The sequence below is a fragment of the Luteibacter rhizovicinus DSM 16549 genome, from assembly GCF_001887595.1.
Taxonomy (GTDB): Bacteria; Pseudomonadota; Gammaproteobacteria; order Xanthomonadales; family Rhodanobacteraceae; genus Luteibacter; species Luteibacter rhizovicinus.
In genome coordinates this window covers 3,110,350-3,133,607 of sequence record NZ_CP017480.1, presented here as the reverse complement: position 1 = coordinate 3,133,607, position 23,258 = coordinate 3,110,350, and the positions used below count along the sequence as shown (strand labels likewise).

The 23,258-nt window shown below is 65.0% G+C and carries 31 protein-coding genes and 3 tRNA genes; 19 read left to right on the top strand and 15 right to left on the bottom strand.

Going from position 1 to position 23,258, the window contains the following annotated elements:
* Positions 1-53 precede the first annotated feature (53 nt).
* From BJI69_RS14290 to BJI69_RS14245, 11 genes are all read left to right on the top strand, one after another.
* A complete protein-coding gene (locus tag BJI69_RS14290) occupies positions 54-305 on the top strand; it encodes a hypothetical protein (RefSeq protein ID WP_046966063.1) in 252 nt (83 codons plus the stop codon).
* Positions 302-550, top strand: coding sequence for a hypothetical protein (locus BJI69_RS14285; protein WP_046966064.1), 249 nt, complete (start codon positions 302-304; stop codon positions 548-550). The genes BJI69_RS14290 and BJI69_RS14285 overlap by 4 nt, the downstream gene beginning before the upstream one ends.
* A complete protein-coding gene (locus BJI69_RS14280) occupies positions 547-795 on the top strand; it encodes a hypothetical protein (protein ID WP_046966065.1) in 249 nt (82 codons plus the stop codon). Before BJI69_RS14285 ends, BJI69_RS14280 begins: the two co-directional genes overlap by 4 nt.
* Positions 792-1,007 carry a hypothetical protein gene (locus BJI69_RS14275; RefSeq protein ID WP_046966066.1) on the top strand — a complete coding sequence of 72 codons (216 nt, stop codon included), beginning with the start codon at positions 792-794 and terminating at the stop codon, positions 1,005-1,007. Before BJI69_RS14280 ends, BJI69_RS14275 begins: the two co-directional genes overlap by 4 nt.
* Positions 1,004-1,132, top strand: a complete 129-nt coding sequence (locus BJI69_RS23055; RefSeq protein ID WP_280522617.1) for a hypothetical protein — start codon at positions 1,004-1,006, stop codon at positions 1,130-1,132. The genes BJI69_RS14275 and BJI69_RS23055 overlap by 4 nt, the downstream gene beginning before the upstream one ends.
* 109 nt (positions 1,133-1,241) lie before the next feature.
* Positions 1,242-1,445 carry a hypothetical protein gene (locus BJI69_RS14270; protein ID WP_046966067.1) on the top strand — a complete coding sequence of 68 codons (204 nt, stop codon included), beginning with the start codon at positions 1,242-1,244 and terminating at the stop codon, positions 1,443-1,445.
* The gene (gene ssb, locus BJI69_RS14265; RefSeq protein ID WP_046966068.1) at positions 1,445-1,957 is read left to right on the top strand and encodes a single-stranded DNA-binding protein; all 513 of its coding nucleotides are present in this window, start codon (positions 1,445-1,447) and stop codon (positions 1,955-1,957) included. The genes BJI69_RS14270 and ssb overlap by 1 nt, the downstream gene beginning before the upstream one ends.
* A gap of 33 nt (positions 1,958-1,990) precedes the next feature.
* Entirely contained in the window at positions 1,991-2,242 is a 252-nt protein-coding gene (locus BJI69_RS14260; RefSeq protein WP_046966069.1) for a hypothetical protein, read from the top strand.
* Between the two features lie 8 nt (positions 2,243-2,250).
* Positions 2,251-3,159, top strand: a complete 909-nt coding sequence (locus BJI69_RS14255) for a recombination-associated protein RdgC (protein WP_046966070.1) — start codon at positions 2,251-2,253, stop codon at positions 3,157-3,159.
* Positions 3,159-3,509 carry a hypothetical protein gene (locus BJI69_RS14250; RefSeq protein WP_046966071.1) on the top strand — a complete coding sequence of 117 codons (351 nt, stop codon included), beginning with the start codon at positions 3,159-3,161 and terminating at the stop codon, positions 3,507-3,509. Before BJI69_RS14255 ends, BJI69_RS14250 begins: the two co-directional genes overlap by 1 nt.
* Complete coding sequence (locus BJI69_RS14245) at positions 3,506-4,024, top strand: hypothetical protein (RefSeq protein ID WP_046966072.1); 519 nt, start codon at positions 3,506-3,508, stop codon at positions 4,022-4,024. Before BJI69_RS14250 ends, BJI69_RS14245 begins: the two co-directional genes overlap by 4 nt.
* An 11-nt stretch (positions 4,025-4,035) precedes the next feature.
* On the opposite strand, the gene BJI69_RS14240 is transcribed toward BJI69_RS14245, so the two are convergent.
* Positions 4,036-4,509 (bottom strand): hypothetical protein, encoded by a 474-nt coding sequence (locus BJI69_RS14240; RefSeq protein WP_156165885.1) that lies wholly within the window; start codon positions 4,507-4,509, stop codon positions 4,036-4,038.
* 79 nt (positions 4,510-4,588) lie between these two features.
* On the opposite strand from BJI69_RS14240, the gene BJI69_RS14235 reads away from it, so the two are divergent.
* The 3 genes from BJI69_RS14235 (at position 4,589) to BJI69_RS14220 (ending at position 6,698) form a co-directional block, all read left to right on the top strand.
* Complete coding sequence (locus BJI69_RS14235; RefSeq protein ID WP_244465193.1) at positions 4,589-5,119, top strand: DUF1643 domain-containing protein; 531 nt, start codon at positions 4,589-4,591, stop codon at positions 5,117-5,119.
* The gene (locus tag BJI69_RS14230) at positions 5,119-5,355 is read left to right on the top strand and encodes a hypothetical protein (protein ID WP_046966074.1); all 237 of its coding nucleotides are present in this window, start codon (positions 5,119-5,121) and stop codon (positions 5,353-5,355) included. Before BJI69_RS14235 ends, BJI69_RS14230 begins: the two co-directional genes overlap by 1 nt.
* A 203-nt stretch (positions 5,356-5,558) precedes the next feature.
* Complete coding sequence (locus BJI69_RS14220) at positions 5,559-6,698, top strand: site-specific integrase (protein ID WP_046966076.1); 1,140 nt, start codon at positions 5,559-5,561, stop codon at positions 6,696-6,698.
* Positions 6,699-6,767: 69 nt separating this feature from the next.
* Here the strand turns inward: BJI69_RS14220 and BJI69_RS14215 are convergent.
* The 11 genes from BJI69_RS14215 to BJI69_RS14165 form a co-directional block, all read right to left on the bottom strand.
* Positions 6,768-6,854, bottom strand: a tRNA-Leu gene (locus BJI69_RS14215).
* Between the two features lie 50 nt (positions 6,855-6,904).
* Positions 6,905-6,978: transfer RNA gene (locus BJI69_RS14210), tRNA-Cys, on the bottom strand.
* Positions 6,979-7,057: 79 nt separating this feature from the next.
* Positions 7,058-7,133: transfer RNA gene (locus tag BJI69_RS14205), tRNA-Gly, on the bottom strand.
* A gap of 38 nt (positions 7,134-7,171) precedes the next feature.
* The gene (pgsA, locus tag BJI69_RS14200) at positions 7,172-7,786 is read right to left on the bottom strand and encodes a CDP-diacylglycerol--glycerol-3-phosphate 3-phosphatidyltransferase (RefSeq protein WP_046966077.1); all 615 of its coding nucleotides are present in this window, start codon (positions 7,784-7,786) and stop codon (positions 7,172-7,174) included.
* A gap of 17 nt (positions 7,787-7,803) precedes the next feature.
* Entirely contained in the window at positions 7,804-9,627 is a 1,824-nt protein-coding gene (gene uvrC / locus BJI69_RS14195; RefSeq protein WP_046966078.1) for an excinuclease ABC subunit UvrC, read from the bottom strand.
* A gap of 219 nt (positions 9,628-9,846) precedes the next feature.
* On the bottom strand, positions 9,847-10,629 hold the full coding sequence (kdsB, locus tag BJI69_RS14190; RefSeq protein ID WP_046966079.1) for a 3-deoxy-manno-octulosonate cytidylyltransferase: 783 nt from the start codon (positions 10,627-10,629) through the stop codon (positions 9,847-9,849).
* 58 nt (positions 10,630-10,687) lie between these two features.
* Positions 10,688-11,998, bottom strand: a complete 1,311-nt coding sequence (aroA, locus tag BJI69_RS14185) for a 3-phosphoshikimate 1-carboxyvinyltransferase (protein ID WP_046966080.1) — start codon at positions 11,996-11,998, stop codon at positions 10,688-10,690.
* Positions 11,995-13,107, bottom strand: coding sequence for a histidinol-phosphate transaminase (hisC, locus tag BJI69_RS14180; protein WP_046966081.1), 1,113 nt, complete (start codon positions 13,105-13,107; stop codon positions 11,995-11,997). Before hisC ends, aroA begins: the two co-directional genes overlap by 4 nt.
* A complete protein-coding gene (gene pheA / locus BJI69_RS14175; protein ID WP_046966082.1) occupies positions 13,104-14,204 on the bottom strand; it encodes a prephenate dehydratase in 1,101 nt (366 codons plus the stop codon). Before pheA ends, hisC begins: the two co-directional genes overlap by 4 nt.
* Positions 14,205-14,284: 80 nt before the next feature.
* A complete protein-coding gene (serC, locus tag BJI69_RS14170) occupies positions 14,285-15,370 on the bottom strand; it encodes a 3-phosphoserine/phosphohydroxythreonine transaminase (RefSeq protein ID WP_046966083.1) in 1,086 nt (361 codons plus the stop codon).
* Between the two features lie 39 nt (positions 15,371-15,409).
* Positions 15,410-16,180 carry an FHA domain-containing protein gene (locus tag BJI69_RS14165; RefSeq protein WP_046966084.1) on the bottom strand — a complete coding sequence of 257 codons (771 nt, stop codon included), beginning with the start codon at positions 16,178-16,180 and terminating at the stop codon, positions 15,410-15,412.
* A 139-nt stretch (positions 16,181-16,319) separates the two neighbouring features.
* Between BJI69_RS14165 and BJI69_RS14160 the strand changes: the two genes are divergently transcribed.
* Together BJI69_RS14160 and infA are read left to right on the top strand one after the other, a co-directional pair.
* Entirely contained in the window at positions 16,320-16,595 is a 276-nt protein-coding gene (locus BJI69_RS14160; protein WP_046966085.1) for a polyhydroxyalkanoic acid system family protein, read from the top strand.
* Between the two features lie 83 nt (positions 16,596-16,678).
* Positions 16,679-16,897, top strand: a complete 219-nt coding sequence (gene infA / locus BJI69_RS14155; RefSeq protein ID WP_019466733.1) for a translation initiation factor IF-1 — start codon at positions 16,679-16,681, stop codon at positions 16,895-16,897.
* A 241-nt stretch (positions 16,898-17,138) separates the two neighbouring features.
* Here infA and clpA read toward each other — a convergent pair whose 3' ends face one another.
* Complete coding sequence (gene clpA, locus BJI69_RS14150) at positions 17,139-19,406, bottom strand: ATP-dependent Clp protease ATP-binding subunit ClpA (RefSeq protein WP_046966086.1); 2,268 nt, start codon at positions 19,404-19,406, stop codon at positions 17,139-17,141.
* Between the two features lie 77 nt (positions 19,407-19,483).
* Positions 19,484-19,816, bottom strand: a complete 333-nt coding sequence (clpS, locus tag BJI69_RS14145; RefSeq protein ID WP_046966087.1) for an ATP-dependent Clp protease adapter ClpS — start codon at positions 19,814-19,816, stop codon at positions 19,484-19,486.
* 124 nt (positions 19,817-19,940) lie between these two features.
* Between clpS and BJI69_RS14140 the strand changes: the two genes are divergently transcribed.
* The 3 genes from BJI69_RS14140 to hflD are packed head-to-tail and all read left to right on the top strand — an operon-like array spanning position 19,941 to position 22,173.
* A complete protein-coding gene (locus BJI69_RS14140; RefSeq protein ID WP_046966088.1) occupies positions 19,941-20,429 on the top strand; it encodes an NUDIX hydrolase in 489 nt (162 codons plus the stop codon).
* Entirely contained in the window at positions 20,426-21,550 is a 1,125-nt protein-coding gene (gene mnmA, locus BJI69_RS14135; protein WP_046966089.1) for a tRNA 2-thiouridine(34) synthase MnmA, read from the top strand. Before BJI69_RS14140 ends, mnmA begins: the two co-directional genes overlap by 4 nt.
* Entirely contained in the window at positions 21,547-22,173 is a 627-nt protein-coding gene (hflD, locus tag BJI69_RS14130; protein ID WP_046966090.1) for a high frequency lysogenization protein HflD, read from the top strand. Before mnmA ends, hflD begins: the two co-directional genes overlap by 4 nt.
* 45 nt (positions 22,174-22,218) lie before the next feature.
* On the opposite strand, the gene BJI69_RS14125 is transcribed toward hflD, so the two are convergent.
* A complete protein-coding gene (locus BJI69_RS14125; RefSeq protein WP_046966151.1) occupies positions 22,219-23,160 on the bottom strand; it encodes a LysR family transcriptional regulator in 942 nt (313 codons plus the stop codon).
* Between the last annotated feature and the right edge of the window lie 98 nt (positions 23,161-23,258).

Below are 23,258 nucleotides of genomic sequence, written 5' to 3'. Positions count from 1 at the left end.
ACGGAATGCCGTAATGTCTCACCCACGCCACCACACGGCGATGGGAGAGGACGATGGACAACTTGCTCGTCAATTCGAACCACCAGGCGCTTGCCGACCGTACTGGCGCACTGGTCAAGGTAGTCAACGATCTGATCGCCGATATCGAATCCGATATCTCGGCTCCGTCCGACGCCGCTTTCCACGCGAAGGATGCCTTCAAGGCCCTCGCCTCGGCGCATAACGCCCTGATCGACAGCGCCCGCGAGCGTGCTGCGGCTCACTATCTGGGCATGGCGCGTGACGCGCAGCAGGCGGCTGCATGAACGCCCGTCCGTTCCTTCTCGGCCTCATCGTCCTCGCCTGCGTGACCACCATCGGCTGCGCGTCGACCTTCTTCGTCCGCAAGACCCAGCGCGACCTCGACGTCGACCAGTGCACGTACGGCGCGGTGGTTCCGCACAACATTCGCCGGCGGGATCGCAGCGATTACATCAAGCACACAACGGTCCCGGCGTGCCTGCGAGCCAAGGGCTACTCCGACGGCAACAGCGTTGGGGGTGCGCAGTGATCATCAAGTGCATCGAGCGCTTCTCGCGGGTGTTCGGAGCCCCTGTGGATTGGGACGGCAAGGATACGACCTGCGGCGCGCTGCCGATCAAGGACGTCCAGACACCCGAAGGCCCGTTCATGGTCTCGGCCTGGGAGCCGACACCGGCCGATCTCGCAGCCATGCAGAGCGGCGAGACGGTGAAGTTGTGGATACGCGGGACGTTGCATCCGGTTGTCGCACTCACGGTCGGAGATGTCGCATGAACGGCCTCACCGTCCAGCAGCGCCGCGCGCTCCGTTACGCCCTGACGAAGGCAGCAGGCGATCGCGAAGTTCAGGCCGCCGAGCAGCTGAAGCATGCCTCTTCGTCCACGCCGACCCTCCAGCGTTACTTCGAAAGCCCGCGTGGCGTCGTGCTGATGCTGATCGTTGGCCTCGCGATCTTCGTGATGTTCGCCCCGGTGGGGTCGCTGTGATTCGCCGTCTCATCGCCTGGTGGCTGTCCGCTCCGATGGATGAGAAGGCCGCCGTCGCCGTGATCGTCGGACCCTGGCTCGCGCTTGCCGCGCTGCTGCTGTCGCTTCCGCCGCCCCGCCGCTGAACGCCCAGCGTCCTCCCCTCCCCCGGGGCTTGGCGCGTACCGACGCCGGCGGTTGATGTACCGGCTCCTATCCCAACACCGCGCCGGCGGAAACCGGCAAAGGATCCCAGTGAGCAAGACCCCGAGCCGCATCTACATCGTTACCCGCAAAGACGCGACGAACCCGCGCCTGGTGCGCGCAACCTCGCAGCCGCAGGCGCTGCGCCACGTCGCACTCGATGAGTACAACGTCGACATCCCGACGCAGGACGAGCTGATCTCGGCCACGACCAGCGGCGTGACGGTCGAAATCGCGACGACACCGGACGTCTGATGGCTCGCGGCATCAACAAAGTAATCATCGTCGGCAACCTCGGCGCCGATCCTGAGACGCGATACACGGGCAGCGGCACGGCCATCACGTCGCTGCGCATCGCGACCTCTGAAGCCTGGACCGACAAGGCCTCCGGCGAGAAGCAGGAGCGCACTGAGTGGCACCGCGTGAAGCTGTTCGGAAAGCTCGCCGAGATCGCAGGCGAGTACCTGAAGAAAGGTCGCCAGGTCTACATCGAAGGCTCGCTGCGCACCGACAAGTACACCGACAAGGACGGCATCGAGCGCTACTCGACCGACATCATCGGCAACGAGATGCAGATGCTCGGCGGCCAGCCTTCGGAGCGTCCGGCAGACCGTTACGGCGAATCGCGCTATGGCGGTGGTGAGCGCGCCAGCGGCGGGAAGGGTCGCGCGCAGCGTGACTTCGAGCAGCGCGCGCACGACACGCCGCCCCAGTCCACCGGTACTCCGGCCAACGAAGAATTCGACGACGACACGATTCCCTTTTAGCAACGAGCCGGCTCCGGCCGGCAAGGATTTCCGATGCGGTTCGTAACCCTTGAGGTTGAGGTCGACGTCTCCGCCGTAATCGCGAAGCTCGACGACGAAGACCTCGCCGAGCTCGGCCTGATTGATGCGGCAAGCGTGGACGACGAGGCAGAGCCGACGGATTGGCAGGCCATCGCCGACGCCATCCGACGCGCCGACTTCCGCAAGGCCGAAGAACTGATCACGGAAGCCGCCCGAATTGCGGGTAGCGACCTCCCTCCCTTTGCCGTGGCGCGCGTCGCCTGAGGATTGCCATGTTCTTCCGCAACCTGACCTTGTTCCGCTTCTCTCCCGCTGTGGCTGCCGACCTTGAGCGCCTGGCCGAAGCCCTGCCCGATCACGCCCTGCGCCCCGCGGGACCGATGGAGATGTCCACCCGTGGCTTCGTCTCGCCGCTGGGCCGCTCGGCCGAGGATCTGACGCACATCGTCGGGTCGAACACCATGGTCGTCGCCGGCTGCGAGGACAAGTTGCTGCCGGCCGCCGTCGTTAACGATGAAGTCGCCAAGCGCGTGCAGAAGATCGTGGAGGACGAGGGCCGGAAGGTCAGTGGTCGCGAACGCAAGCGCATCAAGGACGACGCTCTCAACGAGCTCCTACCCCGTGCCTTCGTCCGCCCGTCGCGCACCGCCGCGTATGTCGATCGCAAGTCCGGCTGGGTCGTCGTGGACACCGGTAGCCGCGGGGCGGCCGAGACGGTGCTTTCCCAGATTCGCGAGGCCCTGGGCAGCTTCCCCGCCGTCCCGCTCGCTCCGGAAGAATCGCCGCGCGTGCTGCTGACCCACTGGGTATCGACCGGCGAGCTTCCGGCCGGCTTCACCCTGGGCGACGAGATCGAGCTGCGCGACCCCGCCACGGCATCCGGCGCGATCGCCCGGTGCCGCCGGCAGGACCTCGACACCGACGAGGTACGCGAGCACCTGCGCACCGGTAAGCAGGTCTACAAGATCGGCCTGGTCTACGACGACCGCATCAGCTTCGTGCTCGGTGAGGACCTGGTCGTTCGCAAGGTCAAGTTCACCGACGTCGTGCTCGACGAGCAGGCTGATAGCCCGGAGTCGGCCGCGGCGGAGCTGGATGCGAACTTCGCCCTCATGGCGCTCGAGTACGAGCGGCTCCTGGCGAAGCTGGCCGTGCTGTTCAAGCTGCCGAGGCCCGAATAATGGCCGCCGCCCCGATCTACGCCAACGTCCGCGACCACGTCCGCGACGACGAGCGCGGCTTCACTGAGCACCCCGATCTGCCGCAGTTCTACGACAAGCCCTTCAACACCGAGGATGAAGGCTTCATCGACTCCAAGGCACTCGCCCAGGCTGGGCTCGAGTGCACCTTTGTCGAGTTCGAATATGACGCGACCGACGAGCAGTTGGAAGCGTGGTTCGAGGACGGCCAGGACGATCTGAACGGCTGGACTCCGTCCGTGCCGAACGGCGATGGCTGGCTGCTTGCCGGCATCTGGGATGCAGAGGACGGCCCGCTTGCGTTCTATGTGCGCGAAGTGGTGACCGCATGAACGCGCGGTTCCGTCTTTGGCTTCTCCGCCGCGCCCTTCGCGTCACCGAGCGACAGCCTGACTTCATCGTCCACGGTGGGGAAAAGGATGGCGCGCAGCAGGGTCCGTACCTAAAGCGCTGGTGGGCCATCCCGAGGAACCGGTTCTTCAACATGTACGTGCACGAGCTGCTTCGGTCGGACGATGCCCGCGCCCTCCACGACCACCCCTGGTGGAACGTGAGCGTCCTGCTCAACGGCTCATACATTGAGCACCGGATCCTCGCCGGCGGCGTGCACACACAGACGCTGCTTACTGCTGGATCGGTCGTGGTTCGCATGCCGCGGACTGCCCATCGGCTGGAGATGCTCCCGGGCAAGACCTGCATCACTCTCTTCATCACAGGCCCGAGGGTCCGTGACTGGGGGTTCCATTGCCTGCGAGGCTGGGTGCCCTGGCAGCGCTTCACCAAGCCGAGCGACTCGGGCGCCATTGGCGCCGGTTGCGACGGCCTCGACGAAGGCGCGAAGTCGTGACGCCGTGGAAATCAGCCAACGAACTGGGGCTCAAAATCAGCCATGAATGCATCGAGGCGCGCCCTCGTGACCGATATCTGCGCAAGGCAACTGTCGGCGGTATCGCGAAGAGCCGACACGGTTGCACTGGATCCAGCGTTGACTTGGTCGATAAGGATGCTCCGGATCGCCTTGACGTTGTCCGGAAGCGCGGCGACCGCGACCGCGTGACGAGCCGGAAGGTCGACCACCTTGTCCATATGGGCGGCAATCTTCATCGTGTCAGCCTGCTCGATTATTCGGTAAGCATCGAATACGGCCGCAGCCATTTCATCGCGAGAACCTGCTGTCTGGGCTTTAGTGAGCGCAGCCGCGGCGAGCTCCATGGCGCGATGAATGATCCCAACGTCAGCGAAGAGGAACGAGGCGATAACACGTCCGCGAGCGTAACGGTCCTCCTCTCGTCGCTTCGATTCTCTGCCTGCCAAGTTCAGGGCGACGGCCACAGCTGCGATTGTTCCGAAAGCCGACACCCACGTCGCGAGATCCCCAACCTCCATACCCCATATCGCCAGGCAACCTGCCATGCGTGAACTCCCCATCCTGATGAATGGCGCCATGGTGCGCGCGACCGGCGACGTGGACAAGACCGCTGTCATCAGCCCGTGCGGGCGCTATCGCTACGTTCTGACGCGGACGTGGGATTACACCCTGCCGGTCCTCGTATTCTGCATGCTCAACCCGAGCACGGCGGACGCCAGCGAGGACGACCCGACGATTCGACGGTGCATGGGCTTCGCACGCCGCGAGAACTGCGGCGGGATCGCCGTCGTGAACATCTTCGCCTGGCGCGCCACTGATCCGAGTGAGTTGCCTGACGACATGGCGATGGCGGCTGGTCCAGACAACAGCCGGCACTTGGACGAGGTCCTGAAAGACCGCCGCGTGGTCGCGGCATGGGGCGCGAACGCCACAGCGAGCCGAATGATCACGTCGACGTTCCTCGGTGGCTTGCGTACCGCGGCAACCAGCGTTCACTGCCTCGGTCGGACCAAGTCGGGCGCGCCTCGCCACCCGCTGTATGTGCGCGGTGACGCACTGCTGGAGGATCTTTGATGGGCTACCTGAACCCGCTCCTGCAGCTTCCCGCTGGAAAGGCTCTCGCTGCCCTGCCCGCTGACCAGCGCGCCCCTATCGAGGCAGTCATGCGCGACCTGCGTCACCAGGCGAACACCGAAGCCGAAAAGGCTTGGGCTAAGCGCAAGGGCCCGATGGCCGCGTATTGGCGAGCCGTTTCGACCTACGCCCGTCACACCGCACACGCTCTATCGAAGGAGGCGGCGAAGCCGTGAACCACCACATCATTGACGCATCGGAACTTCGACGCCTGTCCGGCCTACAGCAGGCAGCTGCAGTGAAGCGATGGGCCAGCAATCAGGGGATCCCTGTGAGCGAGGGCGCTGACGGTCCCTGGACCACCCTCGAAGCCATCAACAAGGCGCTGGGCGTATCCTCGGCTGCGAACGACCACGCGTATTCACCGGACATCGTGTAAATGGCCACAGGACGCCCCCGTCGCCCGGACGCTTCTATTCCGGGCCATATTGACCAGGCGAAGCTGCCGAAGGGCTGCTACTGGGATAAGCGGGACCGCGTCTGGTACACGATCCTGCCCGGGACGAAGACATCCCGCCGGAAGATTGCCGATTCCTCCGCGCTGATGTCCGACCTTCATCGTGTCATGGAGCAGCTCGCCGGCATCGATCGGCGATCGCTGGACTTCGTGATGGAGCAGTTCGCCGGAAGCGAGAAGTTCCGCAGCCTCGCGCCAGCGACGCAGGATGGTTACGAGAAATACCGGAAGGTGGCCAGCGAGTTCCCGACCGCCGCTGGCAAGCTCGGTACGCTTGCCGTGCGTGGGCTCTCGGCGCCGCTGATGCAGAAGATCATCGACAAAATCGCCGACCAGGGCACGCCGACAAAGGCGAACGCCCTGCTCCGTTACCTGCGCCGCATGTTTCGATGGGCGAAGAACCGCGGCTACTGCGAGCACAACCCGTGCGCGGGACTCGAGCAAGCCAAAGAGCGCAAGCGTCGCAGACTTCCCGACGACCAGGTGCTCAAGAACCTCGCGGACTTTGCGCGTAGCCGCGGCGCCTGGACGGCACACCGGAAAGGCGCGTTGGCCGCTTACCTCTGGCCTGCCGTCGAGATCATGTATCTGTGCCGGCTGCGCGGCATCGAAGTCATCACTCTTATGGAGGACGCCGAGCTGCCGAACGGGCTGATGACGAATCGAGTCAAAGGCTCCAGGGATAACGTGGTGGCCTGGACGCCGCGGCTGACGGAGGCGTGGGAGATGATCAAGGAACGGCGGGATTCAATCTGGCAGGCCAGGCGCATGCCCATTCCGATGCATGCGAAGGATCGACCCGTCTTCGTAAACCAGACCGGCGGCCCCCTGGCGAAGAGCAGCTTCGACAGCGCATTCCAGCGACTGATGAAGCTCGCGATCGCCGACGGCGTCATCACAGCCGAACAGCGCTTCGGTCCGCACGATCTGAAACGCAAGGGGATCACCGATACGAAGGGCACACGCGGCGAAAAGCAGCAGGCCAGCGGTCACAAATCGCAGCAGATGCTCGACGTGTACGACTTCGATGTTCCCGTCGTCGGCACGTCTGAAAAGACCTGAATTTTACGGTGAGTTTTACGGTTACGGCTGTCGCCATCTGGTGCGTGACGTTCGAACCGTTGGGAGACATGGTGCCCGGAGTCGGACTCGAACCGACATACCCTTTCGGATGAGGGATTTTAAGTCCCTTGCGTCTACCGATTTCGCCATCCGGGCGGAAAGAAAAAAGGCGCAGCCGCGGAAACGGATGCGCCTTCAAAATGCGATGGAGGCCGAGGTCGGAATCGAACCGGCGTACGCGGATTTGCAGTCCGCTGCATGACCACTCTGCCACCCGGCCATCGCTTGCGCAGCGCGAGAGTAACCGCGAAGCGCTTAAAAAACAAAACCTCGGAGGTCCGAGGTTTTGTAGAATTACATGGAGCGGGAAACGAGACTCGAACTCGCGACCCCGACCTTGGCAAGGTCGTGCTCTACCAACTGAGCTATTCCCGCGTCGTTGTCCAGCTATTCTAAATCAGATCGGAAATGTGTCAACCACTTTGCACCGACTTTTTTTCACTTTTTTTCACGTCGTCTGAATCCCCGCGCAAACTGGGCCATGCAGCCCTCAGGTAGTCCAGACCCGACCATATGGTCAGGATGCCGGCGAGGACCAGGAGCGCCTCGCCGATGTTGTACGACGCCAGGGACTCGGTGTCGTGCTGAACCAACAGCACGACCAGCGCGACCATCTGCGCCAGGGTCTTCAGCTTGCCGAGAAAGGCCACCTTCACTTTCGAGCGTGCGCCGATCTGCGCCATCCACTCGCGCAGCGCGCTGACGCTGATCTCACGGCCCACGATCACCGAGGCGGTCACGGCCAGGAGCACGCCCTGCCAGCCGCCTGGATGGGACTGGACCAGCAGGAACAGGGTCACCGCCACCATGAGCTTGTCGGCCACGGGGTCGAGAAACGCGCCAAAGGCCGAGGTGAGATTCATCCGGCGGGCCAGGTAGCCGTCGAGCCAGTCCGTAAATCCGGCAATCACGAAGACCGCGGCCGCCCCGAGATTGGACCAGCGGAACGGCAGGTAAAAGACGACGACCATGACCGGGAGCAGGAGCACGCGGAAGAGGGTCAGCCAGGTAGGCAGGTTGATTCGCATAGTCGGTCGCATGCAACTTAGGGATGAAGCATGGCATAGATGCGTTCGGCGAGACCGCGATCAATCCCCTTCACACTCATCAATTCTTCGACACCGGCCGCTTCGACGCCGGCCAGACCGCCAAACGCCTTCAGCAGCGCGGCGCGGCGACGTGCGCCCACACCGGCCACGTCTTCCAGCGTACTCCGCTCTCGTGCCGCCTCACGGCGCCGGCGGTGTCCGCTGATGGCGAAACGGTGCGCTTCGTCACGAACCGCGGCGACCAGGTGCAAGGCAGGTGAGGATGTGCCGGGATGCAGGGTCTTTCCCGTCTCCGCCAGCACGAGCGTCTCCTCACCCGCGCGACGTCCGGGCCCTTTCGCCACGCCGACCACGCGGATGCCTTCGACACCCAGCTCGCGGAGCACGTCCACGGCCTGCCCCACCTGCCCCGTACCGCCATCGATCAGCAGGATGTCCGGCTTTGCGCCACCCTCCACCACTTTCTTGAAGCGGCGCGTGAGTGCCTGGTGCATGGCGGCATAGTCATCGCCGGGCGTGATGCCCGCGATGTTGAAACGACGGTAGTGCGATTTCTCCGGCCCTTCGGGACCGAACACCACGCAGGAGGCCACGGTGGCCTCACCGCGCGTATGACTGATATCGAAGCACTCGATGCGTCGCGGCGGTGCCTCGAGTTCGAGCACCTTCTGCAGATCGTCGAAGCGCGCCAGCAGCGTATGCCGGCTGGCAAGGCGTGAGGTGAGCGCCGCGCTGGCATTGCGCTGGGCCATCTCGAGGAAGCGCGCTCGCTCGCCGCGCACGCTGGGTTTCAGCGAGACGACGTACCCGGCGTGATCGGAAAGGACCTGGGCGAGTACGTCGATGTCTTCCACCGTGTCGCTCAGCACCAGTTCGCGGGGCACCTGGCGCTCCAGGTAGTACTGCGCGATGAACTGCGCCAGTACATCGCCGACGGAGGCATCGATCGGCAGGCGAGGGAAGAAGTCGCGCGAGCCCAGGCTCACGCCGTTGCGGAAGAACAACACGCTCACACAGGCCATGCCGCCCTCCAGGCAGCAGGCGATCACGTCCATGTCGGCGCTGGCGCCCTGGACGAAATGCTGGGCCTGCAGCTTGCGCAGCGCCGAGACCTGGTCGCGTAGCGCCGCGGCACGCTCGAAGTTCAGCGCCATGCTGGCCTGGTCCATGGCGACCGCCAGCTCGTCGATCACCGCACTGCTGCGGCCCTCGAGGAACATCTCGGCATGGCGCACGTCGTTCTGGTAATCGGGCACGTCGATCAGCCGCACGCAGGGCGCGCTGCAGCGACCGATCTGGTGCTGCAGGCAGGGACGCGAACGATTGCGGAAGTAGCTGTCCTCGCACTGACGCACCTTGAACAGCTTCTGCATCAGGCCAAGGCTCTCGCGTACCGCGAAGGTGCTCGGATACGGCCCGAAATAGCGCCCTGGCCCCGTCTTCGCACCGCGATGGAAGCCGAGGCGTGGGTAGTCCTCGCCTCCCGAGAGATAGATGTACGGGTAGCTCTTATCGTCGCGCAGCACGATGTTGTAGCGCGGCTTGAGCGATTTGATCAGCTGGGATTCGAGCAGCAACGCCTCGCCCGCGGTACGCGTCAGGGTGACTTCCGCCCGTGCGATCTGCGACACCATCGAGGCGATACGCGGATCCATCGGTGGCTTGAGGAAGTAGTTGCTGACGCGCTTCTTGAGATTCGCCGCCTTACCGACGTACAGCAGCTCGTCTTCCGTATCGAAATAGCGGTAGACGCCAGGCGAGGTGGTGAGGTGTCGGACGAAGGCCTTGCCGTCGAACGGATGCGACTCGGTGTGCTCCATGCCTGGCATTTTAGCGTGTCGGCGAAGGCCAGACGCAAAAACGCCGGCATGGGGTGGAGTCCATGCCGGCGCCGACCTTCCGTGGGCTGTCGCCTTCCTTGGGGATGACAGTGGCGACGGGGATAGATTAAGGGCTTGCCCGCAGCCACGCCCTCGGCGCGGGTCGATGGGGAGCGTCGGGCGAGCCCTCGCTCAGCTGTAGGCCAATTCCGACCCGGCTCAACGGCCGCCGGAGGCCAGCCAGCGCTCTGCCCGCACCAGGTCCTCGGCCGTATCGATGCCCGGCGGAAACGGTTCCGGGGTCAGCTGGACCGAAATGGCGTAGCCATGTTCCAGGGCGCGCAGCTGTTCGAGCGATTCCGCACGCTCCAGGGGCGTTCTCGGCAGCGCCGCCAGCCGGCGCAGGAAGCCCGCACGATAGGCATAGATGCCGATATGCCGCAGAAAGGGCACGTCAGCGGGAAGACTGTCCCGGCTCTGGGCGAAGGGATCGCGTGCCCAGGGCGCCGGCGACCGGGTGAAATACAGCGCGCGACCATTGCTGGCCCGGACCACCTTGACGATGTTCGGATCGAAGAATTCGTCGGCATGGGTGATCGGCGTGGCCAGCGTGGCCATGGGCGCGTCGTCGCCCGCCAGGGTCGCGACCACGGCGCGGATGCCCGCGGCCGGGGCGAAGGGCTCGTCACCCTGAAGGTTGACCACGATGGTGTCTTCGGGCCAGCCGAAATTGCTGGCGGTCTCGGCGATACGGTCACTGCCCGAGGCGTGATCCTCACGCGTCATGCAGACCAGGATGTCACCGCAGCCGCGCAACTCCCGCGCCACACGATCGTCGTCCGTCGCCACCACCACCTGCGCGGCACCGGCGAGCCCTGCCCGCTCGGCGACGCGACGGATCATCGACTCGCCATCGATCTTCAGCAGGGGCTTGCCCGGCAAGCGGGTCGAGCCGAAGCGCGCGGGCACCACGACGACGAACGGTGGGATCTTGGGGGCCATGACGACATCCGTAACAGGAAGGCAAAGCCTAACGCCTTCCCGTGACGGGGGCCATGTATCAGCCTGCCCTTTCCAGTTGGAAACCCACGCCGTTTGCCAGCTCCATAAAGCCCGGGAACGAGGTGGCGACGTTGGCGCAGTCGCCGATGGTGATCGGTGCCGAGGCCACGAGGCCGGCGATGGCGAAGCTCATGGCGATGCGGTGATCGCCATGGCTGTCGATCGTGCCACCACCGATCGCACCGCCCTGGATCATGGCGCCATCCGGCAGTTCGTCGATCTTCACGCCACAGGCCTGCAGACCCGCGGCCATGCTGGCGATCCGATCCGATTCCTTCACGCGCAGTTCGGCGGCGCCACGAATGGTGGTCAGACCATCGGCCACCGCGGCGGCGACGAACAGCGCGGGGAACTCGTCGATCATGTCCGGCACGATATCCAGCGGCAGCGCCACGCCATGCAGTCGACGGTACCGGACGATGAGATCGCCGATGTCTTCACCGCCGCTGCTGCGCTCGTTTTCCACCGAGATGTCGGCGCCCATCAGCTCGAGCGCGGCCAGCAGGCCGGTGCGACGCGGATTGAGGCCCACGCCTTTCAGGTGAAGCTCCGACCCGGGCACGATGCATGCAGCCACGATGAAGAAAGCCGCCGAGGAGATGTCCGCCGGCACGTCCACGTCGACGGCGTGCAAGGTGTGCCCGCCCTCGACCGTGGCCTTGCCTGGGGAATACTCGATCGGCCAGCCGAAGGCCTTGAGCATGCTTTCGGTGTAGTCGCGCGTCGGGTGCGGCTCGATGACTTCCGTCTTGCCCTCGGCGTACAGGCCGGCCAGCAACAGTGCCGACTTGATCTGCGCACTGGCGACGGGCGGGTGATACGTGATGCCCTTGAGCGCAGAACCGCCGTGGATACGAAGCGGCGGCTTGCCATCATCCGTATCGATCGACGCGCCCATCGTGGTGAGCGGATCGGTCACGCGACGCATGGGTCGGCGCGACAAGGACTCGTCGCCGACCAGGGTCGAATCGAAGGCCTGGCCGGCAAGCAAGCCGGCGAGCAGGCGCATGCCGGTCCCCGCGTTGCCACAGTCGAGCGGCTCGGTCGTGCCGCGCAGGCCATGCAGGCCTACGCCATGCACTCGGCGCTCGCCAGGAGCCGGTGTTTCGAAACGCACGCCGAGCTTGCCGAGGATGGCCGCCGTGGCGCGTGTGTCCTCGCCCTCGAGGAAACCACGAATATGCGAGGTGCCTTCCGCCAGCGCGCCGAACATCAAGGCGCGATGCGATACGGACTTGTCGCCGGGCACGACGACATCGCCACGCAAGGCACCGACAGCGGCGCGACTCAGCCAATCCAGGCGGGTCATGGCAGGTTCTCCAGGAGACGTTGCAGCTCGGCACGGCTACCCACGCTGATGCGCACGGTATGCGGCAGGCGGTAACCGACCATCGGGCGGACGATCACGCCACGCTCGAAAAGATGCGCTTCGAAGGCGACGGCGTCGCGACCGAGGTCGACGAGCAGGAAGTTGGTTTGCGACGGCAAGACACGAAGGCCGCGCGCGGTGAGCTCATCGGCCAGCCATGCGCGGTCGCGATGGTTGGTCTCGCGGACGCGCGCACGATGCTCGTGATCGCCGAGCGAGGCTTCCGCCGCGGCCAGCGCGACGCCATTGACGTTGAACGATTCGCGCAGGCGCTCGCACACGGCGGCCACGGACGGATGGCTGAGCATGTAGCCGATACGCAGGCCCGCCAGCGCATACGCCTTGGAAAACGTGCGGGTGACGATGAGGTTCGGAAAGCGTCCGAGCAGGTGCATCGCCGTGCTCAGGCCGGCGGCATCCACGTATTCGTGATACGCCTCGTCGACGACGACGAGCGTGTGCGCCGGCACCTTGCCGAGGAAATCCTCGAGCGCGGCATCGGTGAACCACGTACCCGTCGGATTGTTCGGATTGGCGAGGTAGACCAGTCGCGTCGAAGGCGTTACAGCCGCCGCTATCGCGTCGAGGTCGTGGCCATACGGTGCCTCCGGATGATCCGCAGGCAGGGCCGGCACGGCGACGGAGGGCGCACCGGCCGCGGCCGCGGCGATCGGAAACACCGCGAAGCCGTACTGCGAATGCACCACCGGGTGGTCGGCATCCGCGAAGCACTGCGCCAGCAGCATCAGCAGCTCATGCGAGCCGTTACCTAGCGTGATGCCGGACACCGGCACGCCGAGTTCGCTCGACAAGCGGTGCTTCAGCGCCGCGCCGAGCGGGTCGGGATACCGCCAGATGTCTTCGAGGACACGCGTGGCGGCGCGCATGGCGAGCGGGCTGGGACCCAGCGGATTCTCGTTGGAACCCAGCTCGGACAGCACGGCACCGAACTGCAGGCGCAGCGCCGGAAGATCATGACCGGGATCGTAGGCACGCAGCGCCGACGTCGCCCGGTTGGCGAGCGTGGCTGCATCGAACGCGGCGGTCATGGCAAGGCGACAGGGTAGGAGCCGAGCACGCGAACGTCCGCGGCGGCTGGCTTCATCTCGTCGAGTGCCGCCTGCAGCGCGGCATCGTCCACATGGCCAGACACATCGATGAAGAAGGCGTACTGCCACTTACCCGTATGCGCCGGGCGCGATTCGATGCGATTCATGCTGATGTCATGGCGTGCGAGCGGGCTGAGTACGTCGTAGAGCGCACCGGGCTTGTCCTTCACCGACACGAGCAACGACGTACGATCGTTGCCCGAGGGCGGGAAAATCGAACGGCCGATGACGAGGAAGCGCGTGGTGTTGTCCGAGCGGTCCTCGATCGGACCGGCGATGGTCTTCAGGCCGTAGACGCGACCTGCGGTCTCGCCGGCGATCGCCGCGGACTCCGGTGCGAGGCGCGCCATGCGCGCGGCTTCGGCGTTGCTCGATACCGGTACGCGCTCGGCATCCGGCAGGTTCACGCGCAGCCACGCCTGGCATTGCTGCAGCGACTGCGGATGCGAGTACACGCGCTTGACGTCCTTCAGTTCGCCGCTCAGCGAGAGCAGGTTCTGGTGGACGCGCAGCTCCACTTCGCCGCAGATGGTCGCCTTGGACACGAGGAACATGTCCAGGGTCATCTGGATCATGCCCTGCCCCGAGTTCTCGACCGGCACCACGCCGAAGTCGGCGTTACCGGCGGCCACTTCCTGGAACACTTCCTCGATGCTGCCCAGCGGCAGGCCGTACGCGGCGTGACCGAAATGCTTGCGCACCGCCTGCTCGCTGAAGGTGCCCTCGGGACCGAGAAAGCCGATCTTCAGCGGCTGTTGCTGCGAAAGGCAGGACGACATGATCTCGCGGAACAGTCGTACCAGTTCGGCGTTCGGCAACGGGCCGTCGTTGCGATCGATCACACCGCGCAACACCTGGGCTTCCCGTTCGGGTCGGTAATACTCCACCGCCGCCTTCAACGGGCCCTTGGCCCGGCCGACCTGCTGGGCCCAACGGGCACGCTCACTGATGAGCGACTGCAGTTGCTGGTCGATGCTGTCGATGCGCGTACGCGCTTCGACGAGCGTGGCTTGTTTGTCGGCAGGGGTCTTACTCATGGACGTCCAGGCGGCTAAGTGGTTGCAAATGAAACGGTTACCACCGCAACTGCCATGCTGCAGTGCGGTGACCCCCGACTTTAACCGTGCTTCGTCGCAAAGTCCCGCATGAAGTTCACAAGCACATCCACGGCCTCCTGCGGAACCGCGTTGTACAACGATGCGCGCATGCCACCGACGGCCTTGTGTCCCTTCAGTGCAAGCAGGCCCGCAGCCTCGGACTCCGCAAGAAAAGCCGCATCCAGCGCACTATCGTGCAGGGTGAATGGCACGTTCATCCGCGAACGCGCATTCACGGCAACCGGGCTGCGATAGAAACCGCCAGAGTTCTCGAATGCGTCGTAGAGGGTTTTCGCCTTGCGCGCGTTGCGCTCGCCCATGGCGGCGAGACCGCCCTGCGTCTCCAGCCATTCGAAAGTGAGACCGGCGAGGTACCAGCCCCAGGTGTTGGGCGTGTTGAGCATGGAGTCGTTCGCCGCGTGCTCGGCGTAGCGGAAGATCTTCGCCATCGGCCGCCCCTTGCGCGCCAGCAGGTCGTCGCGAATGATCATCACCACAAGACCGGACGGACCGATGTTCTTCTGCGCGCCAGCGTAGATCAGGCCGAACTTCGCCACGTCCACCGGTTCACTGAGGATGTTCGACGACATGTCGGCGACCAGCGGTACGTCCCCGACGTCGGGGACGTCATGGAATTCCACGCCGTGGATCGTCTCGTTCGGCGTGTAATGTACGTACGAGGCGGCGGGATCGAGGGTCCAGCGCTCGCGCGGTGGCAGGTCGAGGTAATGCGCGGCCTCGGACGTGCCCGCCACGCGGGCGTTGATGTAGGGCGCCGCTTCACGCACGGCTTTTTCACCCCAGTGCCCGGTGACGATGTAGTCGGCGCTGTCACCGTCGGCGGCGAGGTTCATCGGGATCTGGGCGAAATGCTGCGTGGCGCCGCCCTGCAGGAACAACACCTTGTAACCCACTGGTACGCCGAGCAGACGGCGCAGGCGCTCTTCCGCCGTCGCCGCCAATTGCATGAAGGCCTTGCCGCGATGGGACAGCTCCATGACGGAAGCACCCGATCCGTTCCAGTCGAGCATCTCAGCCTGCGCGCGCTTCAACACCGCTTCGGGTAGCGCCGCCGGTCCGGCGCTGAAATTCCAGGCTCTGCTCACTTCATCTCGTCCACGGGGAAGGTCCCCGCATTATGCCGCTCAAAAATGGACGAACAGCACCATGGCGATGCCCAAAGCGAGGATGGCTGCCGTCAGGATCAACCACCACACCTCGCCCCGCGGGCCAGCCATGTCCTCGGGAAGCGCAACCTCCGGCTCGGGCTCGGGCATGACCACCACTGGTTCGGCGGACCAGCCCGGCCCGTCGAGGACGAAGCGATGCGCGGCGAGCCCGATCTGGTCGCCAGGCTGCAGCGCGGCACGCACGACCTTGACTCCGTTGACCCGCACGGCATGCCGGGCGGGAACGCGCGAGCCATCGAGCATCAGCTCACCGTCGTCCCAGGACAGCACCAGCAGGGCCGCGTCGTTACCGGGCAACTCCAGCGGCAAGGCGCCGTGGGTGGCGCCCAATTCGAGGCGGTCGCCCACGGGGATGGTACGGCCCGACAGCGGACCGGCTACCGGGCGCAGGGCCACGGTGCAGCGGGCATCGGTCGGTTCGATCAAGTCGCGGGCGTCCACATCCGCATCGTCGCGAATGAGCATGCGGCAGTCGCCCAGGGACAGGCTGTCGCCGGCACGCAGGAGCGCGCGCTCACGCACGGGACGCGCATTGACGTAGACGCGGCCGGCCTCGGGGAATACGGACAGCACCAGGCCGCGACGGTCGCGATGGATGCGGACATGGTTGGCGGCCACCTGGCTCTCGGAAACGACGAGGTCGTTATCGTCGGCGCGACCGATCGTGAGGACGGGCCGTGACCAATGGAAATCACCGCGAGCCGAGCTGACGAATTCGATGCGCATGGAGGAACCGGGACGTTGACGAAGCGACTTTAGCAGAGTGCGGTATCTGTTTGAACGCAAAGGTGTCGCTGTCTGTGTCGACGCCACGTGACGCCGGGCCTGATAGACTCCGGCGCTTTCCACTGGACGAGGACATCCCATGGCGAAGATCGATATCCGCCGCCCGCACGGCAAGACCGTCGCCGAGGCGCGTGCCGTGGTCGAACGCGTAGCCGACCGCATGCGTGAGAAGTTCGGTACTGAAGGTGGCTGGGAGGGTGACACCCTCACGTTCCAGCGCTCGGGTGTCAAAGGTGCCATCGCCGTCTCCCCGAGCGACGTGCACGTGACCGCCGAGCTGGGCATGCTCCTGTCGCCGCTGAAGGGCACGATCGAAGAAGAGATCCGCAAGAAGCTCGACGAGCAGTTCGCCTGAGCCCCGGCTGGCCCGCGAGGGCCAGCTATGGCATACTAATGGACTTATGCGGCCATTCCGGCCGTTCATCCGACCCGGAACACATGGCAAAAGACGACGTCATCGAAATGGAAGGCACGGTCCAGGAGACCTTGCCCAACACCATGTTCCGCGTACAGCTCGAGAACGGGCATGTCATTACTGCCCACATCTCCGGCCGTATGCGTAAGCATTACATCCGCATCCTGACGGGCGATAAGGTGAAGGTCGAAATGACCCCCTACGACCTGACCAAGGGTCGCATCACCTACCGCATGAAATAAGCGAGTCTGATGCGATAACGAGAAAGGCCGCGCAGTGCGCGGCCTTTTTTCGTGCCCAGGGCGAGGCAACCTGCCCCGCCCTGCTTTTCGGTAGGAGCCGATTCATCGGCGATCCTTAACTGTGTCGCGAGCACCCAATCGCCGATAAATCGGCTCCCACATTTAAATCGGCTCCCACATTGATCAGGCATTGATCAGCATGTGGGAGCCGCTTCAGCGGCGAATCAAAACATGACGGCCTTCAGGCCGTAACATGCGCCGGCTCGGCCGACTCCGTTTCCACATGCAGCTCGTCGCCCTCGACCGAGAGGGTCACCTTGCCGCCTTCGGCCAGCTTGCCGAAGAGCAGCTCGTCCGCCAGCGCGCGCTTGACCTTGTCCTGGATCACGCGGGCCATCGGACGGGCACCCATCTGCGGATCGAAGCCGTGCTCGGCCAACCAGCGGCGGGCCTCCGGCGTCACATCCACACTGACCTTCTTCTCGGTCAACTGGGCCTCCAGCTCGATCAGGAACTTGTCCACGACGCGAAGGATGTGGTCGAAGTCCAGCGCGTTGAACTGGATGATCGCGTCCAGACGGTTGCGGAACTCCGGCGTGAACATGCGGCGCAGGGTCTCCATGGCATCCGGTGCGTGGTTCTGCTTCATGAAGCCGATGCCGCGACGCGAAGCCAGCTGGGCGCCGGCGTTCGTGGTCATCACGATCACGACGTTCTTGAAGTTCGCCTCACGACCATTCGTGTCCGTCAGCACACCGCGATCCATGACCTGGAGCAGGATGTTGTAGACGTCCGGGTGAGCCTTCTCGATTTCGTCCAGCAACAACACGCAGTGCGGATGCTTGGTGATCTGCTCGGTAAGCAGGCCACCCTGGTCGAAGCCGACGTAGCCCGGAGGGGCGCCGACCAGACGCGAGACCGAATGCGCCTCCATGTACTCGGACATGTCGAAACGGACCATCTCGATACCCAACTGCATGGCGAGCTGCTTGGTGACTTCCGTCTTGCCGACGCCCGTGGGGCCAGCGAGCAGGAAGCTACCGATCGGCTTGGACGGATCGCCCAGGCCCGAACGCGCCATCTTGATCGACGAAGCCAGGGCCTCGATCGCCGCGTCCTGGCCGAACACGACCATCTTCAGGTTGCGCTCGAGGTTACGCAGGACATCACGATCCGACGCCGAGACCTGCTTGGCAGGGATACGCGCCATCTTGGCCACGATGTACTCGATCTCGGCGACGTCCACCTTGCCGGTCCGCTGGTCTTCCGGGAGCAGGCGCTGACGGGCACCGGCTTCATCGATGATGTCGATGGCCTTGTCCGGCAGCAGGCGGTCGGGGATGTGCTTGACCGCCAGGTCCACCGCGGCGCGAATCGCCTCACCCGTGTATTCGACGGAGTGGTGTTCCTCGAAACGGCTCTTCAGGCCCTTCAGGATCTCGATGGAGTCGGCCACGGTGGGCTCGACCACGTCGATCTTCTGGAAGCGACGAGCCAGTGCGCGGTCCTTCTCGAACACGCCGCGGAATTCCTGGAACGTGGTCGAACCGATGCAACGCAGTTCACCCGAGGCCAGCATCGGCTTGATCAGGTTGGAGGCGTCCATGGTGCCGCCCGACGCGGAACCCGCACCGATGATGGTGTGGATCTCATCGATGAAGAGGATCGTGTTCGGCTGCTTCTTGAGCTGGGCGATGACCGACTTCAGGCGCTTTTCGAAGTCGCCGCGGTACTTGGTGCCGGCAACCAGGGCGCCCAGGTCCAGCGACCAGATCGTGCAGTCTTCCAGCACTTCCGGCACCTGGCCTTCGACGATGCGCTTGGCCAGACCCTCGGCCAGGGCGGTCTTGCCCACGCCAGCCTCACCCACGTAGAGCGGGTTGTTCTTGCGACGGCGGCAGAGCACCTGGATGGTCCGCTCGACTTCGTCGTTACGGCCGATCAGCGGGTCGATCTTGCCCTGGATGGCAAGCTCGTTCAGGTTGCTGGCGTATTCGCTGAGCGGATTGCCCTTACCCTCGCCACCTTCCTCGCCGTCCCGCTCGGGGCTGGACGAAGGAGCGGCCGACTCGTCGCCGATCTTGGCGATGCCGTGCGAGATGTAATTGACCACGTCCAGGCGCGTAATTTCTTGCTGGTGCAGGAAATACACCGCATGGGAGTCCTTTTCGCCGAAGATGGCGACCAGCACGTTAGCGCCGGTGACTTCCTTCCGACCCGAGGACTGCACGTGGTAGACGGCGCGCTGCAGGACCCGCTGGAAGCCCAGCGTGGGCTGCGTATCGCGCTCGTCCCCGGCCGGAAGCACCGGCACGGTTTCGGCGATGATCCGCTGGAGATCGGCCGCAAGGCGCGGCAGATCGACGCCGCAGGCGCGCAGGGCGGCCAGGGCGGAGGTGTTTTCAGTCAAGGCAAGCAGCAGGTGCTCGACCGTCATGAATTCGTGGCGCTGTTCCCGGGCCTGCTTGTAGCAGTGCCCGATGGTGACTTCGAGATCCTTGCTGAACATACGGACCGTCTCCGATAGCTGTGGGCGGCGGGGACCAGCCCCTGTCATTGCCGCATGAACACCAGATGGGGGATCAGCTACATCTTTTCCATAGTGCACAACAGCGGGTGCTGATGAGACCGTGAGTATTCGTTGACCTGGGTCACCTTGGTTTCTGCCACCTCGCGAGTGAAAACGCCGCACACGCCCTTGCCTCGGGTATGTACGTGGAGCATGACCTGGACCGCACGCTCCTGATCCATGCCAAAAAAGCTGCGCAAAACCTCGATCACGAAATCCATCGGGGTGAAGTCGTCGTTGAGCAGGACGACCTGGAACAGTGGCGGCCGTGCCGTTTCCGGACGCGTTGTTTCGATGGCGAGGCCATGGCCCCGGTCGCTTTCCTGATCGTGTTCGTGTTCCTGGGACATTAATTAAGAACCTTCGGTACGCGATTCGATTATATACACCGGTTTCCCGACCACTTTGGGGTCGACATCCACAGGTAATGGCACAATATGCCTTTTACCAGAGCCCCCTCCCCCCAATAAGCCGATGCCATCCTCACTTTCTCAGGCCGAAACTGTCTGGTGCCCCCGTGTCACGGTGGCCTGCGTGGTCGCGCGTGGCGATCGCTTCCTGATCGTCGAGGAGGAGATTTTCGGCGAGCTCGCCTATAACCAGCCCGCCGGCCACCTCGATCCGGGTGAAACCATCCCGTCCGCCGCGGTCCGCGAGACTCTGGAAGAAACCGGTCACACGATCGCCCTGGACGCCTTCCTCGGGGTCTGGCAGTGGACCAGCCATGAGCATGGCGAGCAGGTCCTGCGCTTCAGTTTTGCCGGCCACGTGGTGTCCCACGACCCCGATCGGGTCCTGGACGAGGGTATCCGTCGTGCGCTGTGGCTGCGCCGGGACGAGATCGAAGCCATGGGCCCCCGCCTGCGCAGTCCGTTGATCATGCGGACCATCGACGCCTGGCTGGACGGCCGGCGCCTGCCGCTGGATACCGTGGAAAGCCTGCTGCCCGGACTCACGCCGTGAAGGTGATCCTCGGCGTCTCCGGTGGCGTGGACTCCTCCGTCGCGGCCCTCCTGCTCCAGCAGGCCGGGCACGAGGTCGAAGGCATGTTCATGCAGAACTGGGAAGAAGACGACCGCTCCGGCCCCTGTACCACCGACGACGACCGTAAGGACGCCGTGGCCGTCTGCGGCCGCCTGGGCATCCCGTTCCACGCGCGCAACTTCGCCGGCGAGTACTGGGATGGCGTGTTCGCCTACTTCCTCGCCGAGTACGCAGCGGGTCGCACGCCCAATCCGGACGTGCTCTGCAACCGCGAGATCAAGTTCAAGACCTTCCTGGAGCATGCCCAGGGCCTGGGCGCGGATAAGATCGCGACCGGCCATTACGCACGCGTGGACTTCCAGGACGGGCGCTACCGCCTGCTACGCGCGGTGGATGCCGCCAAGGACCAGAGCTACTTCCTCCACGCGCTAGGCCAGAAGCAGCTGGCGGCTACGCTCTTTCCCGTGGGCGAGATCGAGAAGCCGCTGGTCCGCGAGCTGGCTCGCGAGGCCGATCTGCCGACCCATGCGAAGAAAGACTCCACCGGCATCTGCTTCATCGGCGAGCGCGATTTCCGCGCCTTTCTCGCCCAGTACCTCCCGGCGAAGCCCGGCCCGATGGTCGATCCGGACGGCCGTGTCATCGGTGAGCATCAGGGCGTCATGTATTACACGCTCGGCCAGCGCAACGGCCTGGGTATCGGCGGCCGCGCCGATGCGCCGAACGAGCCCTGGTACGTGGTCGGCAAAGATGTCGCCACCAATACCCTGATCGTGGCCCAGGGCGGCGAAAACCGCTGGCTGCAGTCGACACGCCTCACGGCGACAGACGTGACCTGGGTCGCTGGCGAACCACCAGCCCTCGATTTCCGCTGCACCGCCAAGACGCGCTACCGCCAGGCCGACCAGGCCTGCATGGTCGAGCTGCGCGGCGACACGCTGCACGTCAGCTTCGACGAACCCCAACGCGCCGTGACCCCCGGCCAGTCCGTCGTGCTCTATGACGGCGAAGCCTGTCTCGGCGGCGCCGTGATTTCGGCGACCGATGCGCCCTACGGCGGCCTCGCCGCAACATCCCCATCTTTTGAGTTTTTCCAATGAACGAAGAACGCGTCATTGCCCTTGCCGGGGTTTTCCAGGGCGCTGCCCTGGCCCAGCAGCTGGCCACGGATGGCCGCTGCGACGACGTGGCGTTCGAATCCAGCCTCGCCAGTGTCTTCCGCATCGACGCCGATTCGGTGGCGTCGGTCTATGGCGGTGTGAGCGGCGTACGCCGTGGCCTGCGCACCCTGGTCGCGCAGTTCGAAGACGAGACGCGCGACGTCGCCGTCATGCGCATGGCGATCACCGTGCTTCGCCTCGAGCGGTCGCTGGCGCGCAACCGTCCCGTGCTCGATCGCCTGCGTGAAGGCGTCGTCGCCACGCAGCGCCAGGTCGAACACTTCGGCATGAACCACGCGAACGTCTCAGCGCGACTGGCCGAGGTGTACGCCTCCACCCTCTCCACGCTCAAGCCGCGCGTGATGGTGACCGGCACGCCGTCGCATCTGCAGCAGAAAGCCAATGTGGATCGCGTGCGCTCCGCACTGCTTGCTTCAGCGCGGTCGGCCGTACTCTGGCACCAGCTCGGCGGCCGGCAATGGCAGCTGCTTATCTATAGAAAGCAGTGCGCGATGCTGGCGCGCGGGTTGCTGACGGGGTCGACGCTGGAAGGCGGCGGCTGAAGCATCGCCGCTGAAGCGGCTCCCACAAGGGCCAGCGGCGATAGCCTACGAAGCCGCGGCGTCCAGGCCCGGAATCGTCCCCGCCAGCTCGCGGAGCAAATCGCCAAAGCGCGCCAGATCGTCCCGCCACGGCGTGGCGCTTCGCCAGTACAGGGCAATATGCCGCCCCGGCCGGGCACCCTCGACGGCCGCCAGGACCACGTTGGGAATCGACCCAAGCCGGTCGTGAGCCAGGATCGGCACCAGCGTATAACCGCCACGCAGGGCGACCAGGGTCGCCAGGCTTTCGATACTGAGGTCCTGGATACGCTCCGGACGCGCCGCACCCGGCATACCCAGGTCCGACACCCCGTTACCATGGCTTTCGGCCATCAGGGTCGCGTCGGCGGCATCCAGCTCGGTGAGCGCGATGGCGCTGCGCCCGGCCAGTGCGTGCCCCGCCTGTAGCAGCAACTCATAGGGCTCGAAGAAGAGCGCCGTCGAATCGAGCCCGGTGATCGTGGCGCTGGGCGGCGCCAGGACCGCATCGAGCTCACCTTCCTGAAGACGCCGAAGCAAGCCCCGTGGCTTGCCCTCGGAGATCGTCAGCCGCGCGCCCGGGAAACGCTGGGGAAACGGCTCGATGAAATGGGGCAGCAGATAAGGACCCAGGGTGGACGGCACGCCCAGCCGCAGTTCGCTGCCAAAGGCGACGTCGCCGGCCCGGGCCGCATGCTCCAGATGTTCGGCCGCGCCCAGTACCGCTTCGATGTAGCCGAGCAGCCGCTGCCCGCTGGTCGTGGGCACGACCCGTCGACCGCCCCGCTCGAACAAGGGCATGCCCAGCGCCTGCTCCACCTTCTGCACCTGGTGCGAGAGGCCGGACGGGCTGATGTACATGGCGCGGGCCGCGCTGTTGAAGCTGCCTTCGCGCGCCACGGCCTGGACCAGCGCGAGGTCGCGCAACGACACCGACGACAGGGCCATCGAAATCATCGAACGCTGCATGCCATCAAATACGTTTGCGCCCATCGTCCGCCCGCTCCATCCTTTCGCCGCCGAATTCGCGCGGCCTGCGCCACGAACCCGCCATTCTAGCCGGTCAC

Excerpts from the sequence above, each read along its gene's own strand:
- BJI69_RS14290 (WP_046966063.1), top strand. The coding sequence starts at position 54 with ATGGACAACTTGCTCGTCAATTCGAACCACCAGGCGCTTGCCGACCGT.
- BJI69_RS14285 (WP_046966064.1), top strand. The coding sequence starts at position 302 with ATGAACGCCCGTCCGTTCCTTCTCGGCCTCATCGTCCTCGCCTGCGTG.
- BJI69_RS14275 (WP_046966066.1), top strand. The coding sequence starts at position 792 with ATGAACGGCCTCACCGTCCAGCAGCGCCGCGCGCTCCGTTACGCCCTG.
- ssb (WP_046966068.1), top strand. The coding sequence starts at position 1,445 with ATGGCTCGCGGCATCAACAAAGTAATCATCGTCGGCAACCTCGGCGCC.
- BJI69_RS14260 (WP_046966069.1), top strand. The coding sequence starts at position 1,991 with ATGCGGTTCGTAACCCTTGAGGTTGAGGTCGACGTCTCCGCCGTAATC.
- BJI69_RS14255 (WP_046966070.1), top strand. The coding sequence starts at position 2,251 with ATGTTCTTCCGCAACCTGACCTTGTTCCGCTTCTCTCCCGCTGTGGCT.
- BJI69_RS14250 (WP_046966071.1), top strand. The coding sequence starts at position 3,159 with ATGGCCGCCGCCCCGATCTACGCCAACGTCCGCGACCACGTCCGCGAC.
- BJI69_RS14245 (WP_046966072.1), top strand. The coding sequence starts at position 3,506 with ATGAACGCGCGGTTCCGTCTTTGGCTTCTCCGCCGCGCCCTTCGCGTC.
- BJI69_RS14235 (WP_244465193.1), top strand. The coding sequence starts at position 4,589 with ATGCGTGAACTCCCCATCCTGATGAATGGCGCCATGGTGCGCGCGACC.
- BJI69_RS14230 (WP_046966074.1), top strand. The coding sequence starts at position 5,119 with ATGGGCTACCTGAACCCGCTCCTGCAGCTTCCCGCTGGAAAGGCTCTC.
- BJI69_RS14220 (WP_046966076.1), top strand. The coding sequence starts at position 5,559 with ATGGCCACAGGACGCCCCCGTCGCCCGGACGCTTCTATTCCGGGCCAT.
- pgsA (WP_046966077.1), bottom strand. The coding sequence starts at position 7,786 with ATGCGAATCAACCTGCCTACCTGGCTGACCCTCTTCCGCGTGCTCCTG.
- uvrC (WP_046966078.1), bottom strand. The coding sequence starts at position 9,627 with ATGGAGCACACCGAGTCGCATCCGTTCGACGGCAAGGCCTTCGTCCGA.
- kdsB (WP_046966079.1), bottom strand. The coding sequence starts at position 10,629 with ATGGCCCCCAAGATCCCACCGTTCGTCGTCGTGGTGCCCGCGCGCTTC.
- aroA (WP_046966080.1), bottom strand. The coding sequence starts at position 11,998 with ATGACCCGCCTGGATTGGCTGAGTCGCGCCGCTGTCGGTGCCTTGCGT.
- hisC (WP_046966081.1), bottom strand. The coding sequence starts at position 13,107 with ATGACCGCCGCGTTCGATGCAGCCACGCTCGCCAACCGGGCGACGTCG.
- pheA (WP_046966082.1), bottom strand. The coding sequence starts at position 14,204 with ATGAGTAAGACCCCTGCCGACAAACAAGCCACGCTCGTCGAAGCGCGT.
- BJI69_RS14165 (WP_046966084.1), bottom strand. The coding sequence starts at position 16,180 with ATGCGCATCGAATTCGTCAGCTCGGCTCGCGGTGATTTCCATTGGTCA.
- BJI69_RS14160 (WP_046966085.1), top strand. The coding sequence starts at position 16,320 with ATGGCGAAGATCGATATCCGCCGCCCGCACGGCAAGACCGTCGCCGAG.
- infA (WP_019466733.1), top strand. The coding sequence starts at position 16,679 with ATGGCAAAAGACGACGTCATCGAAATGGAAGGCACGGTCCAGGAGACC.
- clpA (WP_046966086.1), bottom strand. The coding sequence starts at position 19,406 with ATGTTCAGCAAGGATCTCGAAGTCACCATCGGGCACTGCTACAAGCAG.
- clpS (WP_046966087.1), bottom strand. The coding sequence starts at position 19,816 with ATGTCCCAGGAACACGAACACGATCAGGAAAGCGACCGGGGCCATGGC.
- BJI69_RS14140 (WP_046966088.1), top strand. The coding sequence starts at position 19,941 with ATGCCATCCTCACTTTCTCAGGCCGAAACTGTCTGGTGCCCCCGTGTC.
- hflD (WP_046966090.1), top strand. The coding sequence starts at position 21,547 with ATGAACGAAGAACGCGTCATTGCCCTTGCCGGGGTTTTCCAGGGCGCT.
- BJI69_RS14125 (WP_046966151.1), bottom strand. The coding sequence starts at position 23,160 with ATGCAGCGTTCGATGATTTCGATGGCCCTGTCGTCGGTGTCGTTGCGC.